Origin of the sequence: Bifidobacterium sp. CP2 (assembly GCF_018555635.1) — a bacterium.
Classification (GTDB): Bacteria; Actinomycetota; Actinomycetes; order Actinomycetales; family Bifidobacteriaceae; genus Bifidobacterium; species Bifidobacterium saguinibicoloris.
Map to the genome: position 1 here is coordinate 26,732 of NZ_JAFEJX010000006.1, position 17,957 is coordinate 44,688.

The following is a 17,957-nucleotide window of genomic DNA, read 5'->3' on the forward strand; positions in this document are numbered from 1 at the left end:
GCGGGAAGGCGCAGGGAGGAGCGGAAGGCGCAGGGAAAACCGCTGGAGAAACCCGGTTCTGCCGGAATCGGAACGGACATCGCGGATGACAGAGGATGACAGAGGATGACAGCGGATGACAGCGGATAGCAGCGGATAGCAGGGAATGACACGGGATGACAGGAGAATAGCAGGAATGACATGGATGACTGTTCCGGCATGCTTACGGGGAAATGAACAACCATTTCAGGCGGGCCGGCGGATATCCCTCCGGCCCGCCTTTGCCTGTGCGTAGGCGGAGCCGGAGGTACGCCATTGTCCGTCCGTCTCCTGCCGGCAATTGTAGTCCGGTTCATGTGACGACACCCTCGTATTCGCATGGCGTAATGGTTTTGGCGTCTCCCGAGGATAGTCTGGACGAATCACGAGAGAGCACAGAAAGTGGGAATCCGATGCATCACATCAACGGATTCGGCCGCCACGTCGAGGTCGACGAGCGTCAGGGGCGGTCGGCGGTGGCCGTTGCGGTCGGGGCGGCGATCGTCACCGTATTGGCCGTGGCGTTGGGAATCGGCGTGTGGCTCCATGCCACGGGGCGTCTGGATGACCTCCGGTTCGGAGCCGGAATAGGGCAATCCCAGTCGCAGACGGGCGCCGCAACCGCCAACGGCGGCGCGGGCGTCTCCGCCGGCACCGACCTGTCGAAGGAGAACGCCGCTCCCAAGCCGGCCGCCGAGCACCACGGCAATTCGCCGGACTGTCCGGACCGTGATTGCATCGCAATGCTCGTCAACGGCGATCTGCTGTTCCACCCGAACCTGTGGAAGCATTTCGCCTCCGCGAACACGTCCGCCACGGACGGCACCGCCTTCGATTTCACTCCGCTGTTCGAGCCGATGAGGAAGTACATCCAGGCGTCCGACATCTCCGTGTGCGAGTTCGAGACGCCGATCGCCCAGCGTGGCGGCCCGTACGCGGGTTGGCCGGTGTTCAACATCCCGCCCGAGGTGGCGGACGCCGCGAAGAACGTCGGCTACAACGCGTGCACGCACGCCACGAACCATTCCTGGGATCAGGGCGCCGCCGGCATCGACCGCCTGTGGGACACGCTGGACGGTCTCGGCATCGCGCAGACCGGCTCGTACAAGACCGAGGAGGACTCGCTCAAACCGCTCGTCATCGATTCCCCCACGGGCGGCGGCAAGCTGGGCCTCGTCACCGGAACCGTCTCCCTCAACGGCATGACCGCGGACGCCGACTGGCGTGTGGACCGTCTGCGCGAGGGCAGCGACCCGAACCATGCGAGCGATATCCAGAAGCTCGTCGACAAGGCGAACAAGGCGCGCGAGCAGGGCGCCGACGTGGTGGCCGTGGCCATGCACTCGCTGCAGGAGTACATCGACTACGCGGACTCCTATCAGGTGGCGGAGGCGCATGAGCTGGCCGACACGGGCGCGTTCGACGTGATCTACGGCGCCGGATGCCATTGCGCGCAGCCCATCGAGAATTACAACGGCACGTGGATCATCTACGGTCTCGGCAATGCGGTGAGCGTCTACACCACCATCCCCGGCCATGACGTGAACAATCAGGGCGTGACCGCACGCATCCAGTTCGCCGGCAAGAAGGGCGTGAAGGGGTCGTGGCGCGTCAACCGCATCGACTGGGTGCCGAACGTGAGCCGCCATCAGGGTTCGTACGCGTGGTGCCCGATCTCCTCGGACAAGCCGGACGGCACGTGCGAGAGCGACGCTTCGGACACGGCGCAGCGCGAGCGCATCTCGAAGGTGATTTATTCGATGGGCGCCGACCCGAGCGTGGTGCGCGAGTGGAACATCACCGCCGAACGGCAGGCGGCGGACGCGCAGTAGAGTGCGGCAGTCCGATAGAGTGCGGCAGTCCGGTTGCGTGCGGCAGGCGGCGGACGCGCAGTGGAGTTCGGCAGTCCGGCGGACGGTCGGTGGCAGCGCGGCAGCCCGATAGAGCGCGGCAGTCCGGTTGCGTTCGCCGGTCTTTCGCCCGGTGACGTCGGCGTTCTCCCGATGCCTTTCGTCCTGCGACGTCGTGCCTTTCGCCCGGTGACGTCGGCACCCTCCGGAACCGTCGGTCCGTCGGGCGTCCATTTCGCTCGTCGGACGGTGGAACGTCGGCGTGGGCCGATGCGTCGGCGCGTTAAGGTGGTGCGCATGACCGACGACACGCCCAAGACCGCGGCAGAGACCGATACGTGGACCGCGCACGCAACCGTGACGACGACCGTCACTTCGACGGCGACCGTGGAGACCGCGGACGGTCCGGCGGGAGGCGTCGCGTCCGCGTCCGACGGTTCGTCCGCCGACGACGTGCCCGCATCCTCCGGTTCCGTCGACGCCCTTGCCCGCGACGACGCCCTTGCCCGCGACGACGCCCTTGCCCGCGACGACGCCCACGACCCCTCTCAGGACGACGCCCGTACGTCCGCCGTGTTCGAGACGCAGCCGGAGCGCACCGACCTGCCGCTCGTGGTCATGCCGGCGGTGCTCGATTCGATGGTCGCCCCGCTCGAGGCGCAGTTCCCGAAGCTGCATGACGTGGCGCGCGTGCGCATGCATCTGGACTTCACCGAGGACGAGGACGTCCTCGCGGCCAGGGCCTCGCAGGCGGACGTCATGTTCAACGGCGGCCCGCACATCTCGAACGCGCTGCTGCACCGCCTGTGCGATCCGGCCGAGGGCGGCCGCGTGCGCTGCATCGTGTTCTCCGGCACCGGCGTGGCCAGCTACATCAATCTCGAGGAGGCGCGTCGCCTCGGCGTGCGCGTGTGCAACGCGGAGCATTACGGCGACAACGCGGTGGCCGAGCATACGTTCGCGCTCCTCTTCGAACTGCTGCGGCATGTGGGCGCCTTGGACGAGTCGATGAAGGCCGGCCGTTGGGGCGGTCCGTTGGCGGACGGGCAGCAGCTCGCCGGACGTCGCCTCGCCATCATCGGCCTCGGCGGCATCGGCTCGACGGTGGCGCGCGTCGCCCGGGCGTTCGGCATGCAGGTGAGCGCCTGGTGGACCGGACACACGCCCGTCGAACGCTTCACGCAGGACGGTGTCACGCCGGTGGCGGACCTCGGCGACCTCATCGGCGGCGCCGACGTCGTCTCCATCCACCTGCCGCTCATCGACGGCGCGACGCGCGGCGTCATCACCGCCGAACATCTGGACCATCTGAAGTCGGGCGCCATCGTGGTGAATACGGCGCGCGCCGAGGTGGTCGAACCCGGCGCGATGACGGCGCGACTCATGCGCGGCGACGTGTACGCCGCGCTCGACGTGTTCGAGAAGGAGCCGCTTCCGGCGGACGATCCGCTGCGTTCGCTGCCCGGCGTGGTGCTCACCCCGCATGTGGCGTGGCGCACCGACGGCGCGTTCGCCGACCTGACGCGCCAGATGGTGGAGGCGACCGTCGCGTTCCTGTCCGGCGGTGCGATGAACGTCGTCGTCTCCGAACATGACGCCAGGCCCGCGTCCGATCCTTCTGATCCGTCCGCCGTCGCCGGCCCGTCCGCCGCGCCTCGCGCGTGATGCCCATGCGCACGATTCTCGATGCCGTCGACGCGCCGGCGCATGACGCGTTCGTGGAGAAGAAGTCGGAGTTCATCGGTGACGCCGCGCACGTCGGCTCGCTCGACGAGGCGCTCGCGTTCGTCGAGACGATCCGCGAGCGGCACCCGAAATCCCGCCACGTCGCCTATGCGGCGGTGTGCGGCGGCGCGGACGGCCGCGTGGCCGAACGCATGAGCGACGACGGCGAGCCGTCCGGCACGGCCGGCAAGCCGATCCTCGACGTGCTGCGCGCCAACGACCTCACCGACTGCGTGGTGGCGGTGACACGCTACTTCGGCGGCATCCTGCTCGGATCCGGCGGCCTGATCCGCGCGTACTCGACGGGCGCCTCGATCGCGGTGAAGGCGGCGCGCATGGCGGCGATCGTGCCGTGCCGTCGGTATCTGGTGTCGCTGCAGTATCCGCAACTGTCCCGCTTCCAGCAGATGCTCGCCGCCGTCGACGGCGTCCAGTCCGACGAGACGTACGCGGCCGACGTCACGCTCGTCGCATCGCTGCCGGTCGGAAACGCCGAACGGTTCGAGGCGATGGTGCGTGAGGGGTTCAACGCGTCCGTCACGCCGGAACCGTTGGACGTGGTGAACCGGGCGATTCCGGTCGGGTGACGTCGGCGCCATACGTTGTCGCCGTCGCGTCGCGACGCGTCGACTATGCTTGGGGCGCATGAGCGACTTCGAACCGTTGACCGTGACCTATGAGCATCTGCGGCACTCCACCGACTCGGCGGAACTGTCCGAGTTCGCGCGACGCGACCTGCCGGACCGCGCCGACCAGGCGGCGTTCTCCCGTGCCACCGCACTGCTCGAGGCGGTGGGCGGCAACCCGAACACGCCGGTCGAGGACCGCGTGTTCCTGGCGAAGACCATGCCGTTCCCGAACGTGCTGGTCAAGCTCGCCGCCGATCCGGACCCGGCCGTACGGCAGGCGGTGGCCGCCAACACCGACGATAAGAACTGGCTGGTGGGCCGCCTCACCAAGGATCCGGTGCCGGAGGTGCGCGACACCGCGTTGAGGAACCCGAAGACCTCGTGGAAGATGCGTCTCGAGGGTGCGCAGAACCCTGAAGTGGACGCGCAGACGCTCGCGTTCCTCGCCACATTGGGCGTGGAGGTGGAGGAGAAGGCCCCCGCCGTGCTGTCGTCGATGGTGCGGCGTGCGGTGGCGCTCAACCCGAACACGACCCCGGAGACGCTCAATCGGCTTGCAGACGATTCCTCCGAGGAAGTCCGCAATGCGGTACGCAAGAGGCGTGCGTAACGGCGTGTTCTCCACATGGGCGTTACACTTGGGGGTATGACTGAGAGAACGGAAAGTGAAGAGCGTCTCGCACGTCCGCTGATACGATTGGCGAGGCTGGTTGGGGTCGCCACCAGTTATGTCGGCATGAGCAACGACTATCACGAGATCGACGACGATGTCCTGGTGGCCGTGTTGAAGGCGTTGGGCGTGGACGCTTCGAACGACGAGGCCATCGCGCAGTCGAGCAAGCGCATCCGCGACGAGCGCCGCTCCCGTCTGGTGCCTCCCACCGTCCTGCACACTGTGGGCGAGGATTCGAAGGTCCTGGTCAACGGCGGCGTGTTCGACATCCCGTCCGCCACCATCACGCTGGAGAACGGCGAGGAGTACGGCAAGCCGCTGGCGTACGGCCCCGGCGACGGCTCCAAGGCGTATGTGCTCGACGACAAGTTCATCACCACGTCGTCGATCGTCATCCCCGCCGACCTGCCCGCCGGCTACCACACGCTGCATGTCACCGTGGCCGGACGCACGCAGGACGCCACGTTGATCAGCGCGCCCGCCAAGGTCAAGCTCCTGGACGAGATGGAGCACGGACATTTGTGGGGTTGGATGGCGCAGCTGTACTCCATCCGTTCCGCCGACTCCTGGGGCGTCGGCGACTTCAAGGACCTCGGCGATCTGCTCTCCGAGGCCAAGCGGCGCACGGGAGCCGATTTCGTGCTCATCAACCCGGTGCACGCCTCCGAACCGGTCTCCCCGCTGACTCCGTCCCCGTACCTGCCGATCTCCCGCGGCCTGGTGAACTTCACGTACATCCGCCCCGAGGCCATCGAGGAGTATGCGCTGCTCGGCGCGGAGAGCCTCGAGCAGGTCAAGCAGCTGCATGGCTCCGTGGAGCCGCTCAATGGCGACTCCCAGCTCATCGACCGCGACGCCATGTGGCGCGCCAAGATGCACGCGCTGTGGATCATCTTCAAGCTCGGCCGCACCCCCGAGCGCCAGCAGCAGTTCGACGACTACGTGCATCAGGCCGGCGACGACCTCGAAGGCTACGCCACCTGGTGCCTGTGCTACGACAAGTGGGGCGCCCCGAACGGCGCCGCCGACAACTGGGAGCAGCGCTTCGACAGGAACTCGCCCGAGGTGCAGGCGCTCAAGCAGCAGTTCCCGGACACGTTGAACTTCTACCGCTGGCTGGAGTGGATCGCCGTCGAACAGCTCGACAAGGCGCAGCGCAAGGCCCGCGAGACCGGCATGCGCATCGGCGTGATGGCCGACATGGCCGTGGGTGTGCACCCGCTCGGCTCCGAGGTGTGGTGGAACCCGCAGAACTTCGCGCAGGGGGCCACTGTGGGCGCCCCGCCGGACATGTTCAACCAGCAGGGTCAGGACTGGAGCCAGCCGCCGCTGAGCCCGCTCGCCCTGGAGGACACCGGCTACGCGCCGTACCGCAACCTAGTGCACAACATGTTCGCGCACGCGGGCGCGGTCCGCATCGACCACATCCTGGGCCTGTTCCGCCTGTGGTGGGTGCCGTCCGGCAAGAAGCCGGTGGACGGCACGTACGTGTACTACGATTCCGACGTCATGCTCGGCATCCTGGCGCTCGAGGCGTCCCGCGCCGACGGCGTGGTGGTCGGCGAGGATCTGGGCGTCGTGCCGGATTACGTTGCCGATTCGCTGTCCAAGCACGGACTGCTCGGCTGCGCCGTGGAATGGTTCGAGCAGTTCGACGGCACGTTCCGTGCGCCGAAGGACTGGCGCCCGTACGCGCTCGCCTCGGTCAACACGCACGATCTGCCGCCGGCCGCCGGCTATCTCGAGCTCGAGCATGTGGAGCTGCGCGAGCGTCTCGGCCTGCTCGCCGGCCCGAAGGAGGACTTCGAGCGTTCCGCCCGCGCCGAGCAGGACGCCATGCTGCGCATGCTCATCGAGCAGGGATATCTCGAGGACGCCCTCGCCGAGGACGTGCCGGCCAACGAGCAGGCGATCATCGAGGCCCAGTACCGTGCGCTCAAGGGATCCCCGTGCAAGCTGCTCGCCGCCTCGATCACCGATGCGGTGGGGGAGCGTCGCGCGCAGAACCAGCCGGGCACGAACAACGAGTATCCGAATTGGCGCATCCCGCTGGCCGACGGCAACGGCGACGTGGTGACGCTCGACGGTCTGTTCCGGCGTGAGTCCGTGCAGCGTATCGCCGCCATCATGAACGACTGAGCCGTTTGGTTTGTGGCGGGTCCGGTCGGGCCTGGTCTGACTAGTCCGGTCGGGCTGGTTGGGCTGGTCCGGTTCCGGTTGGGCCGGTTGGCTGATTGGGCTGGTTGGGGCTGGTTGGGCTGGTCAGGCACGGCTTCGTGAAAACGTCCGATTCTTCGGAATCGGACGTTTTTCGTATGCGCGGGGACCTCTTCACGTCCGTTTCTATAGGTTCGGATGGTTCGTGGGGATGTGGGTATGCGGTTGCGCTCGATTCTATAGGAACGGCCGGTTCGGTTGTGCTGTGGAGGTGCCTGGACGTCCGTTTCTATAGGAACGGATGGTTCGCGGGGTTCTGGGTATGCGATTGCGTCCGTTTCTATAGGAACGGATGGTTCGCGAGGTTCTGGGTATGCGATTGCGTCCGTTTCTATAGGAACGGATGGTTCGTATGGTCTGGGGTGCTGCTTTGCGCTCGATTCTATAGGAACGGACGGGGGACGGACGGGGAACGGATGGAAAGCGGACGGGCCGACACGCCCGCGGCAATGTCAGGGCCGGCGATATACTAGTGGATTGTTGTGTTTCCCTAAGGGGTCCTTCAAAGCGCTTTCCCACTCGCCATCGAGGACTTTCAGGGAGCCCACGGATAAAGAGGTCTGACGCTACACGGAACAGCACGCCCTAACCAAGCGTACGTCCGGTGGCCGAAGCCCGGAACACAATAGTAAAGGTAGAACCACAGTGAAGACTTTCACTCCGAAGCCAGCTGATCTGACTCATGACTGGTACATCGTCGACGCCACCGACGTGGTGCTCGGCCGTCTTGCCTCCCAGGTGGCCACCGTGCTGCGTGGCAAGAACAAGCCCACCTACGCCCCGCACGCCGATTCCGGCAACCACGTCATCGTGATCAACGCCGACAAGATCGCGCTGACCGGCAACAAGCTGGGCAAGGAACTGTACTCGCACTCCGGTCGTCCCGGCGGTCTGCGTCGTGATTCCTACGCGCACCTGCTCGAGCACAACCCGGAGCGCATCATCACCTCCGCCGTCAAGGGCATGCTGCCGAAGAACCGTCTTGCCAAGGTGCAGCTCGGTCGTCTGCACGTCTTCGTCGGCTCCGAGCACCCGCACACCCCGCAGAAGCCGCAGGTCCTTGAGATCCAGCAGGTTTCTCAGCAGGCCAAGTGAACCGAAGGGAGATAGAGAACATGGCTGAAAACACCAACAACTCCGCGGTTCAGGAAACCGAAGAGGAGCTCACCAGCTACACCACCGAGACCAACGCCGGCGCCGGCACCGGCACCTCCGCGATCGAACCGGGCTACGGCACCGGCCGTCGCAAGGAAGCCGTCGCTCGCGTGCGTCTGATCCCGGGCACCGGCAAGTGGACCATCAACGGCCGCACCCTGGAGGAGTACTTCCCCTCCAAGCTGCAGCAGCGTGAGGTCAACTCCCCGATCGTGCTCCTCAAGCTCGAGGGCAAGTTCGACGTCGTCGTCCTCGTCGACGGTGGCGGCACCACCGGCCAGGCCGGCGCCATCCGCCTCGGCGTGGCCCGCGCGCTGAACGCGATCGACCGCGACGCCAACCGCGCCGCCCTGAAGAAGGCCGGCATGCTGACCCGCGACGCCCGCGTCGTCGAGCGCAAGAAGGCCGGTCTCCACAAGGCCCGTCGCGCCCCGCAGTTCTCCAAGCGTTGATTTTTCGCGCTGGTTCTGCGACCTGCGATACACGGAACCCCGTCACCGTTCGTTCGGTGGCGGGGTTCCGTCGTTTTCGGGATTCCGATTTTCAGCCCAGCTGCTTCATCAGGGTGATGCTCAGCGCCGGGAAGGTCCACACGTTCTCCTCCAACGGGGTCTCCTCGGCCCCGCCGTTGGCCCCGCTGCCGTCGGGTCCGCTGTTGATCTTGCCGTTCCCGTCGGCTGGTGCCGTCGTCGCGGCGTGGTCATCGGAGAGACCAGCGGACGTCGGGGAGACGGAGGTCGGGGAGGCGGAGACCTTCCCCGCGGACGGCGACAGGATGGACCGGTCATGCCGTGTGACCGCCGATCGCGCGGCCTGCGCGGCTTCGGCCGCCTGAGCGGCCTGCGCCTCCGCATGGGCGATCGCCTTGATGTCGGCGTCGAACGCGTCGATGAGCTGGCGTGTGGTGGCGCCGTCGACGCCGCCCTGCATGCGTTCCACCAGATCATGGATCTCGCTGGACTCGGGCACGCTGCGCGTCCACAGGGTCTGCTGCCCGCTGAGCTCCATGTCCACCACCTTCGCCCCGTGCCCGGGCATGTGGCCGGTGCTTTCCGCCGAACACCACGCCGGGGTCCAGTCGTTGTCCGAGGGCAGCCGGAACCGCATGTCCTCGGGCACGCCGTTGATGACGATGAGGATGTCGGTCTCGCTGGCGTCCAGCAGCTGCATGGCGAAGCTGCGCTGTCCCAGGTCGAACCAGTCGCGTTCCATCGGCGTGGTGCCGTTCGGCAGGAACCATTGGATGCGGCTCGAGGGTTTGAGCAGTCCCAGCTGCGTCAGGCGGGTGAAGAAGCCCTCCTGATGGTAGAGGTCCAGGGATTTGCGCAGGGCGATGAGCTTCGACGTCGTCTCCAGACGGTGCATGTGCCAGCTCTTCTCCGGCTGGTACAGCCAATCCCATTTGAGATAGCTGATGGGGCTGTCCTGACAGTACGCGTTGTTGTTGCCGTCCTGCGAGTTGCCGAATTCGTCGCCGGCGAGCATCATCGGCGTGCCGAGGCTGAGCAGCAGCGTGCCGAGCATGTTCATCGCCGCGCGTTCGCGCCGCGCCACGATGGTCACGTCGTCGGTCTCGCCTTCCACACCGAAGTTGGTGGAGTGGTTCACGTTCGAACCGTCGTTGTTGTTCTCCCCGTTCGCCTCGTTGTGCTTGGAGACGTATCGGGTCAGGTCGGTGAGAGTGAAACCGTCGTGGCATGCCACGAAATTGATGGAGGAGGCGGCGCCGCGTCCCGGATCGGTGGCGTACAGGTCGGCGGAGCCGCACAGTCTGGTCGCCATCTCCTGCATGCCGATGCGTCCCACGCGGCCGCCGGCGTCCACGTCGGTCAGCCAGAATTCGCGGACCGTGTCGCGGAAGCGGTCGTTCCATTCGGCGAACGGCACGGAGAACTGGCCGGTGCGCCATCCGAGGTTGCCCAGGTCCCAGGGTTCCATGATGAGTTTGAGGTTGCCGAGCAGCAGGTCGGAGCGCAGGGCGTACAGGAACGGGTGGTGTTGCGTGAACTCGCCGTTGAGGCGTGCGAGCGAGACGCCCAGGTCGAAGCGGAATCCGTCGATGCCGATGCGTTTCGCCCAGTAGCGCAGCGAGTCCACGGCGAACGTGACCACATGCGTGTTGGTGAAGTCGAACGTGTTGCCGCAGCCGGTGGTGTCCTCGAGCCGTCCGATGTTGTTCTTCTGCCGCCGGTAGGTGGCGATGGCGTCGAGGCCGCGCCAGCAGACGGTCGGGCCCTCCACGCCGCCTTCGCACGAATGGTTGTAGACCACGTCCATGATGACTTCGAAGCCCGCCTCGTGCAGGGCGCGCACCATGTCGATGACCTCCTGGCGCACGGCTTCGGCGCCGGCGCGCTGCGCCGCCTCGGTGGCGTATGAGGGTTCGGGCGCGAAGAATCCGAGCGTGTTGTAGCCCCAGTAGTTGACGCGGCCGCGTTCCTGGAGGAACACCTCGTTCTGTTTCGCCTGGATGGGCAGCAGTTCGATGGAGGTGACGCCGAGCCCCTGCAGGTAGGCGAGCGTGGTGGGGTGGGCGAGGCCGGCGTAGGTGCCGCGCAGCTCTTTGGGCAGCCATGGCGCCTGCGCGGTGAATCCTTTGACGTGGAGCTCGTAGATGACGGTCTTGCTCCATGGGATGTGCGGGTGCTTGGGATCGGCGTCGTGCTTGCGTTCGTCGCGGTCGTCGATGGCCACGGAGATCGGCATGTGGCCGAGCGAGTCCACGGTGCTCATGTTGCCGAACGCCGAGCCGTGCACGCGGCCGTCCTTCACCTCGCATTCGTAGGAGAAGGCGGCGGGGGAGAGCTCCATCGTCCCGTCGATGCCCTTGGCGTACGGGTCGAGCAGCAGCTTGTACGGGTTGAACCGCACGCCGTGGCGCGGGTCCCATGCGCCGTCCACGCGGAAGCCGTAGTGCATGCCGCTCCACGCCTTGGGGATGTGCACGTACCACAGGCCGTAGTTGGGACCCTGCATGCGGAACAGCGTCTCGCGCACGTACTGGTCTTCGATGATGCGCATACAGACGGGGAATTCCCGGATCTGGTCGACGAACGGGACGTTCGGCACGTCGAACAGTCGGATGGCGTCCTGGTAGAACGCGGTGGGATCGTCGAGGGATTCGACGACGCTCAGCCACACCTGATCGGCCGTTTCGGAGCGGACGACGACGTCGGCTCCGCCGTCTTCGGTGAAGTAGAAGCCTGGGCGGGTGGCGTAGCGATGCAATGGCGGGTTTCTCATACACCCATTGTAGACGTGTCTGGTTTACGCGGGTTCCGCGGTGGTCCATCGGGGGCGGAACCCGCCGCAGAGGTCGTCGAGGTAGGGTTCCACGTATCGCAGGGCAGCACCGACGAGGCTCTGGTCTTCCGTGCCGTGGCTTCGGCGCAGGACGAACCGTTCGATGCCGAACGGGCTTCGCGCCACGATGCGGCGACGGAGGTCCTCGAGGTCCGTGTCCTCGAGGTATAGCGCCGCCTCGCCGCCGACGACCACGTCTCCGGCGACCACGGTGCGTGCGTTGGCGATGGCCTGCGCCACGTGGTCCAGCCATGCGTCCATGCGCTCGCGATGGTTCGTCTCGCCTTGTTCGAGGACGCTGAAGAATCCGGGGATGCTTTCGTAGTCCTCCGGCAGCGTTTCGAGGGAGCAGTAGGCGTCCATGCAGCCGCGTCGTCCGCACAGGCACGGCCGTCCATCCGGTACGAGCGTCATGTGTGCGATGGCGCCGTTGCAGCGGTTTTCGCCCTGATGCAGCCGTCCGCCGACGGTGAGCGCCCCTCCCGGACGGCGGTCGAGGTATATGCAGACGGCGTCGTCGAGCGTGGGGTCCGTCCAGAGTTCGGCCGCCGCCAAGGCGTCGCATTCGCCTACCAGCATGCACGGCCGATGCACGGATTGGGCGATGGTCTCCAGCGTGGGGCCGACGTGGCCGGAGTCGTCGAAGACGATGGAGGCGCCGTCGGGGGAGACGATGCCGCGCACGCAGAACGCGACGCCCAGCACGCGTCCGTAGCGTTGTTCGATGCCGTCCATGAGATTGCCGATGATGGCGCCGACGCGTTGGTAGTACGTGTTCTGGTTCCGATAGGACATCGTCCGGTCGAGCGAGCCGATGACCTCGCCGTTGAGGTTGACGGCCCTGACACGGACCGTGTTGGGGCGCATCGCCACGCCGATGGCGATGCGATGGTTCGGGTCGATGCCGTAGGCGGCCGCCTTGCGTCCTCCGGTGGATCCGCGCATGGCAACGTTGCGTACGATCCCGTCCGCTTCGAGGCTCCGCAGGTTCCGGGTGATGGTGGGCAGGCTCATGCCGAGGTCGCGTTCGATGTCCTGCCGGGTGGCTTCGCGGCGTTCGATCAGGTATCGGGTCAGCGTGGTTCGGCCGGTTGTTCCGATTGCGGTGGGCGGCATTGCCTTCATGGGACCTCCAGTGACGTTACGTCACAGTGTAGCGGGGAACGGCGTGGAGGACAGCATTATTCGCATGACGTAATAAGAGAGACGTAAAAAAACGGCATGCATATAACGACTTTCGGTAAATCCCTTTCTGAAAAGGGGTGCAGCTGATGCGCTTTTGGAAAGGTGTTTTATGGAAGTGTCGCCGAGCATGTTCCGTAAATGATGTGTCATTGCGTAAAAAGTGAACAAAAGCTCTCAATTCAGGCATGAATGTGTGAATTTGTTTGATAAAACGCTCAACATCGCACATAAGGCGCACGAAAACACACGTGAAACGCCGACTGTTTTGTGCATATGCAGGGCGTGATTCCCTCCGCTATATTGTGACCCAGGCCACATGCGGGCATCGTTCAGGAGTTGGAATGCCGCATGCTGGAAGCTAGGAAACCATCATTTGCATCGAGCATATCGAGGAGGATTCATGGCAGACGCAAAGAAGTCCGAGGCTCCCGCCAAGCCCAGCCCGGAGGAGAAGCAGGCGGCCGCCCAGGCCGAGGTCGACGCCCTCGTGCAGAAGGGCCTCAAGGCCCTCGTCGAGTTCGAGAAGCTGGACCAGAAGCAGGTCGACCACATCGTGGCCAAGGCCTCGGTCGCCGCGCTGAACAAGCACCTCGTGCTCGCGAAGATGGCCGTCGAGGAGACCGGCCGCGGACTCGTGGAGGACAAGGCCACGAAGAACATCTTCGCCTGCGAGCACGTCACCAACTACATGGCCGGCCAGAAGACCGTCGGCATCATCCGCGAGGACGACGTCATGGGCATCGACGAGGTCGCCGAGCCCGTCGGCGTGGTCGCCGGCGTCACCCCGGTCACCAACCCGACCTCCACTGCCATCTTCAAGTCCCTGCTGGCGCTGAAGACCCGCTGCCCGATCATCTTCGGCTTCCACCCGGGCGCCCAGAAGTGCTCCGTCGAGGCCGCCCGCATCGTGCGTGACGCCGCCATCGAGGCGGGTGCCCCCGCGGACTGCATCCAGTGGATCGAGCATCCGTCCATCGAGGCCACCGGCGCGCTCATGAAGCACGACGGCATCGCGACGATCCTCGCCACCGGCGGCCCGGGCATGGTCAAGGCCGCGTACTCCTCCGGCAAGCCGGCCCTCGGCGTCGGCGCCGGCAACGCGCCCGCCTACGTGGACACGGACGTCGACATCGTGCGCGCCGCCAACGACCTCGTGCTCTCCAAGCACTTCGACTACGGCATGATCTGCGCCACCGAGCAGGCCATCATCGCCCACAAGGACGTCTACGCGCCGCTCGTCAAGGAGCTCAAGCGCCGCAAGGCCTACTTCGTGAACGCCGACGAGAAGGCCAAGCTCGAGCAGTACATGTTCGGCTGCACCGCGTTCTCCGGCGGCACCCCGAAGCTCAACTCCGTGGTGCCGGGCAAGTCCCCGCAGTACATCGCCAAGGCCGCCGGCTTCGAGATCCCGGAGGACGCCACCATCCTGTGCGCCGAGTGCTCCGAGGTCTCGGACAACGAGCCGCTCACCCACGAGAAGCTCGCCCCGGTGCAGGCCGTCCTCAAGGCCGACTCCAAGGAGCAGGCCTTCGAGATGTGCGAGAAGATGCTCAAGCTGGGCGCCGGCCACACCGCCGCCATCCACACCAACAACCAGGAGCTCGTGCGCGAGTACGGCCTCAGGATGCACGCCTGCCGCATCATCTGGAACCAGCCGTCCTCCCTTGGCGGCATCGGCGACATCTACAACGCGATCGCCCCGTCGCTGACCCTGGGCTGCGGCTCCTACGGCGGCAACTCGGTGTCCGGCAACGTGCAGGCCGTGAACCTGCTCAACATCAAGCGCATCGCCCGGAGGAACAACAACATGCAGTGGTTCAAGATCCCGCCGAAGACGTACTTCGAGCCGAACGCCGTCAAGTACCTGCGCGACATGTTCGGCATCGAGAAGGCCGTCATCGTCTGCGACAAGGTCATGGAGCAGCTCGGCATCGTCGACAAGATCATCGACCAGCTGCGCGCCCGCGCCAACAACGTCACCTTCCGCATCATCGACTACGTCGAGCCGGAGCCCTCCGTCGAGACCGTCGAGAAGGGCGCGGAGATGATGCGCGAGGAGTTCGAGCCGGACACGATCATCGCGGTCGGTGGCGGCTCCCCGATGGACGCGGCCAAGATCATGTGGCTGCTCTACGAGCACCCGGAGATCTCCTTCGGTGACGTGCGCGAGAAGTTCTTCGACATCCGCAAGCGCGCCTTCAAGATCCCGCCGCTGGGCAAGAAGGCCAAGCTCGTGTGCATCCCGACCTCCTCCGGCACCGGTTCCGAGGTCACGCCGTTCGCGGTCATCACCGACCACAAGACCGGCTACAAGTACCCGATCACCGACTACGCGCTCACCCCGTCCGTCGCCATCGTCGACCCGGTTCTGGCCCGCACCCAGCCGCGTCGTCTCGCCTCCGACGCCGGCTTCGACGCCCTGACCCACAGCTTCGAGGCCTACGTGTCCGTGTATGCGAACGACTTCACCGACGGCATGGCCCTGCACGCGGCCAAGCTCATCTGGGAGAACCTGGCCGAGTCCGTCAACGGCGAGCCGGGCCTGGAGAAGACCAACGCGCAGGAGAAGATGCACAACGCCGCCACCATGGCCGGCATGGCCTTCGGCTCCGCGTTCCTCGGCATGTGCCACGGCATGGCCCACACCATCGGCGCCCTGTGCCACATCGCCCACGGCCGCACCAACTCCATCCTGCTGCCGTACGTGATCCGCTACAACGGCCAGGTGCCGGAGGAGCCGACCAGCTGGCCGAAGTACAACAAGTACGTGGCCGACGAGCGCTACCGCGACATCGCCCGCAATCTCGGCATCGACACCGGCAAGAACGCCGCCGAAGCCGTCGAGAACCTGGCGAAGGCCGTCGAGGACTACCGCGACAACAAGCTCGGCATGAACAAGAGCTTCCAGGAGTGCGGCGTGGACGAGGACTACTTCTGGAGCGTGCTCGACCAGATCGGCATGCGCGCCTACGAGGACCAGTGCACCCCGGCCAACCCGCGCATCCCGCTCATCAACGACATGAAGGACATCGCCATCGCCGCGTACTACGGCGTCAGCCAGGCCGAAGGCCACAAGCTGCGCGTCGAGCGTGAGGGCGAGGCCGCCACGGAGGAAGCCTCCGAGCGCGTCTGATGATCTCATGACGATTCGGTGACCATCCAGGAGCCCCGATTCCCTGCCTGGGAATCGGGGCTCCTCCCATCTACGGCGTCGATTTCCGGTAGATATCTACCGGTCGCTCCGTCCGTCCCGTATGGTGGGGTCCATGAGCAACACCGGAAGCAGCAGGCGCGGCGTGCGCGCCACCGTCAAGTCCACCGTGCGCCGATGGGTGCCGGACCAGCCCGGCGCGTGGGTGATGGCCACCGCGCCGGCCCTCGCCGGCCTCGTCGCCGGTACCGAATACGGCCGGCCCACCGTCGCCGCGTTCTGGCTGCTGATCTGTTGGATCCTGTGCTATTGCGTGCAGTTCACCGTCGCCCGATGGCTCAAATCCGGGTTCTCGCGTCGCTATCGCGGCCCCGCGCTCGTCTATTGCGCCGTCCTCGCGGCGACGGGCGTGCCGTTCGTCGCCCTGCATCCGGGCGTCCTCGCATGGGCGCCCGCGTTCGCGGCCCTCGCCGTCGCGTCGTTCGTCGCCGCGTACCGACGGCGCGAACGCTCCCTGTGGTCGAACGGCGTGGCCGTCGTCGCCTCCGGTCTGATGCCGTCGCTCACGTTCGCCTACGGCGCCCTCGGCGCGGACGATGCGGCCGGCGTCGGCCATGCCGCGTCCTTCTCATTCACGTCCGGAGGCCCGATGTCGTCGATTCCGCCCCTGACGGCCGTGGGGACGGCACTGTTCCTCTATTTCGTCGTCACGCAGTTCGGCTCCGTGCTCTTCGTCAAGACGATGATCCGGGAACGCGGCAGCCGCGCCTATCTCATCGCCTCGTGGATCTGGCATGCGGCGCTCGTCGTCTGGGCCGTCATGGCGCCCGTCGTCGCGCGCATCGGCGGATTCGGCAGGGAGTCGCCGCTGGCGTCCGCGATCGGTCAGGCCGGGCCGTGGCTCGTCGTCGTGGCCGTGCTGCTGCTGGCCCGGGCCGTCGTGTTCCCGATGCTCGCACGGTTCCGCCCGATTCGTCCGCTGGTGACCGGTGCAGTCGAGGGCGTGTCCAGCATCGTCGCGTTCGCCGGCGCCTTGGGCCTGACGCTCGCCTGAGCGGATGGGCGCGGACGAGCCGGACCGGACCGGCTACGGTGCCGGCCGCGCGCCACGCCGTCGGGGCTACTTCGCCGTATCGCCCTCCGCGTTGGTGATGGCCTCGGCGATGTTGTCCCGTGAGAAATCGTGGTTGCGGTAGTCGGGGTTGTCCACCGGCAGGTGCGTGACGAGCGTGTCGAACACCTGGCTCAGGATCTCGCCCCGTTCGAGCACCGCGTCGAGCACATGTCCGCCGATGGAATGGTCGTCGGCGAGGAAATGCTCGTGGAATCCCGCGACCGCGGCGCCGTGGAACATCACCGGGGAGAAGTAGCCGAGCATCGTGCCGCGCACGTCATGGCCGAGGAAGATCGCCTGACGGTCGGCCACCTCCTCCAACGTGGGGTAGGGGGCCTGCTGTTTGATGACCGCGCGCGTCTTGATGAAGCTGAACGTGCCCCGCACGATGACCGAGAAGAACGTGTTCGCGCGCCCGTTGGCCTCCACGATGCGCCGGTTGAGCTCCTCGAGGCCGATGTCGCCGCGTTCGCACTGGTATTGGAACGCCGCACGGTGCATGTTCGCGAACGGCAGGGTCAGGTCGTCCGGCACCGCCTCGACCTCGCCGGTCCGCCCGACCTTCCATGCCTTGCCTTCGAGGATGATGATCTCCCCGTCGAGGCCCTCCCCGGTGCCGATGCCGGTGTCGCCATGGGTGAGCAGTTCGCCCATTGTGGTGGTGCCCTCCAACAGGCCGGGCACCAGCAGTGCCAGCGTGCCATGCTGGTAGAGCACGTTGGCCCGGTGTTCGTGGATCGGCTCGATGGCCTTGCCTTTGAGTTCGCTCACGATTCGTAATATAAGGAACGGTCCGTTTCCCCGGCAAGGGCCCGTTCGGGGCCGCGGACGTGACTTCCCTCACAGCGAACGGGCGCGGATGCGCTCCGGCGATTGTGCAGAGGTGGGTATAGCGTATTCGCGTGCTTTCCAGGGGCGGGAGACCATCGCAGCGGCG

Annotated in this window: 11 protein-coding genes and 1 pseudogene; 9 read left to right on the top strand and 3 right to left on the bottom strand. The window is 66.2% G+C overall.

All coding sequences use genetic code 11. From position 1 onward, the window contains the following. Nucleotides 1-365: 365 nt before the first annotated feature. The 7 genes and pseudogenes from JS531_RS05900 to rpsI all read left to right on the top strand — a co-directional run bounded on the left by JS531_RS05900 (nt 366) and on the right by rpsI (nt 8,719). Nucleotides 366-1,850 (top strand): CapA family protein, encoded by a 1,485-nt coding sequence (locus JS531_RS05900; protein WP_240542072.1) that lies wholly within the window; start codon nt 366-368, stop codon nt 1,848-1,850. 636 nt (nt 1,851-2,486) lie between these two features. Then, nucleotides 2,487-3,458 (top strand): annotated as a pseudogene (locus tag JS531_RS05905) (D-2-hydroxyacid dehydrogenase family protein); the annotation flags it as partial. A gap of 80 nt (nt 3,459-3,538) precedes the next feature. Further along, complete coding sequence (locus tag JS531_RS05910) at nt 3,539-4,180, top strand: YigZ family protein (protein WP_214314002.1); 642 nt, start codon at nt 3,539-3,541, stop codon at nt 4,178-4,180. Nucleotides 4,181-4,238: 58 nt separating this feature from the next. Further along, nucleotides 4,239-4,832, top strand: a complete 594-nt coding sequence (locus JS531_RS05915; protein ID WP_214314004.1) for an AbrB family transcriptional regulator — start codon at nt 4,239-4,241, stop codon at nt 4,830-4,832. 36 nt (nt 4,833-4,868) lie between these two features. Next, nucleotides 4,869-7,034, top strand: coding sequence for a 4-alpha-glucanotransferase (malQ, locus tag JS531_RS05920; RefSeq protein WP_214314006.1), 2,166 nt, complete (start codon nt 4,869-4,871; stop codon nt 7,032-7,034). A 723-nt stretch (nt 7,035-7,757) separates the two neighbouring features. Continuing rightward, entirely contained in the window at nt 7,758-8,207 is a 450-nt protein-coding gene (gene rplM, locus JS531_RS05925; RefSeq protein WP_214314014.1) for a 50S ribosomal protein L13, read from the top strand. A 20-nt stretch (nt 8,208-8,227) separates the two neighbouring features. After that, the gene (gene rpsI / locus JS531_RS05930) at nt 8,228-8,719 is read left to right on the top strand and encodes a 30S ribosomal protein S9 (protein WP_214314016.1); all 492 of its coding nucleotides are present in this window, start codon (nt 8,228-8,230) and stop codon (nt 8,717-8,719) included. A 91-nt stretch (nt 8,720-8,810) separates the two neighbouring features. Here rpsI and glgX read toward each other — a convergent pair whose 3' ends face one another. Together glgX and JS531_RS05940 are read right to left on the bottom strand one after the other, a co-directional pair. Continuing rightward, the gene (gene glgX, locus JS531_RS05935; protein WP_214314018.1) at nt 8,811-11,510 is read right to left on the bottom strand and encodes a glycogen debranching protein GlgX; all 2,700 of its coding nucleotides are present in this window, start codon (nt 11,508-11,510) and stop codon (nt 8,811-8,813) included. Between the two features lie 24 nt (nt 11,511-11,534). Continuing rightward, nucleotides 11,535-12,695: an ROK family transcriptional regulator gene (locus tag JS531_RS05940; protein WP_214314026.1), complete on the bottom strand. Its 1,161-nt coding sequence runs from the start codon at nt 12,693-12,695 to the stop codon at nt 11,535-11,537. A 460-nt stretch (nt 12,696-13,155) separates the two neighbouring features. Here JS531_RS05940 and adhE point away from each other — a divergent pair, with 460 nt between their 5' ends. Both adhE and JS531_RS05950 read left to right on the top strand, forming a co-directional pair. Further along, the gene (adhE, locus tag JS531_RS05945) at nt 13,156-15,888 is read left to right on the top strand and encodes a bifunctional acetaldehyde-CoA/alcohol dehydrogenase (protein ID WP_214314028.1); all 2,733 of its coding nucleotides are present in this window, start codon (nt 13,156-13,158) and stop codon (nt 15,886-15,888) included. A gap of 133 nt (nt 15,889-16,021) precedes the next feature. Beyond that, entirely contained in the window at nt 16,022-16,960 is a 939-nt protein-coding gene (locus JS531_RS05950; protein ID WP_214314030.1) for a YwiC-like family protein, read from the top strand. 66 nt (nt 16,961-17,026) lie between these two features. Here the strand turns inward: JS531_RS05950 and budA are convergent, their stop codons facing one another. Continuing rightward, nucleotides 17,027-17,791 carry an acetolactate decarboxylase gene (gene budA / locus JS531_RS05955; protein ID WP_214314032.1) on the bottom strand — a complete coding sequence of 255 codons (765 nt, stop codon included), beginning with the start codon at nt 17,789-17,791 and terminating at the stop codon, nt 17,027-17,029. Between the last annotated feature and the right edge of the window lie 166 nt (nt 17,792-17,957).

Coding starts and splice junctions, on each gene's coding strand:
- malQ (WP_214314006.1), top strand. CDS start 4,869: ATGACTGAGAGAACGGAAAGTGAAGAGCGTCTCGCACGTCCGCTGATA.
- JS531_RS05940 (WP_214314026.1), bottom strand. CDS start 12,695: ATGAAGGCAATGCCGCCCACCGCAATCGGAACAACCGGCCGAACCACG.
- JS531_RS05915 (WP_214314004.1), top strand. CDS start 4,239: ATGAGCGACTTCGAACCGTTGACCGTGACCTATGAGCATCTGCGGCAC.
- glgX (WP_214314018.1), bottom strand. CDS start 11,510: ATGAGAAACCCGCCATTGCATCGCTACGCCACCCGCCCAGGCTTCTAC.
- JS531_RS05910 (WP_214314002.1), top strand. CDS start 3,539: ATGCGCACGATTCTCGATGCCGTCGACGCGCCGGCGCATGACGCGTTC.
- rpsI (WP_214314016.1), top strand. CDS start 8,228: ATGGCTGAAAACACCAACAACTCCGCGGTTCAGGAAACCGAAGAGGAG.
- JS531_RS05900 (WP_240542072.1), top strand. CDS start 366: ATGGTTTTGGCGTCTCCCGAGGATAGTCTGGACGAATCACGAGAGAGC.
- JS531_RS05950 (WP_214314030.1), top strand. CDS start 16,022: ATGAGCAACACCGGAAGCAGCAGGCGCGGCGTGCGCGCCACCGTCAAG.
- adhE (WP_214314028.1), top strand. CDS start 13,156: ATGGCAGACGCAAAGAAGTCCGAGGCTCCCGCCAAGCCCAGCCCGGAG.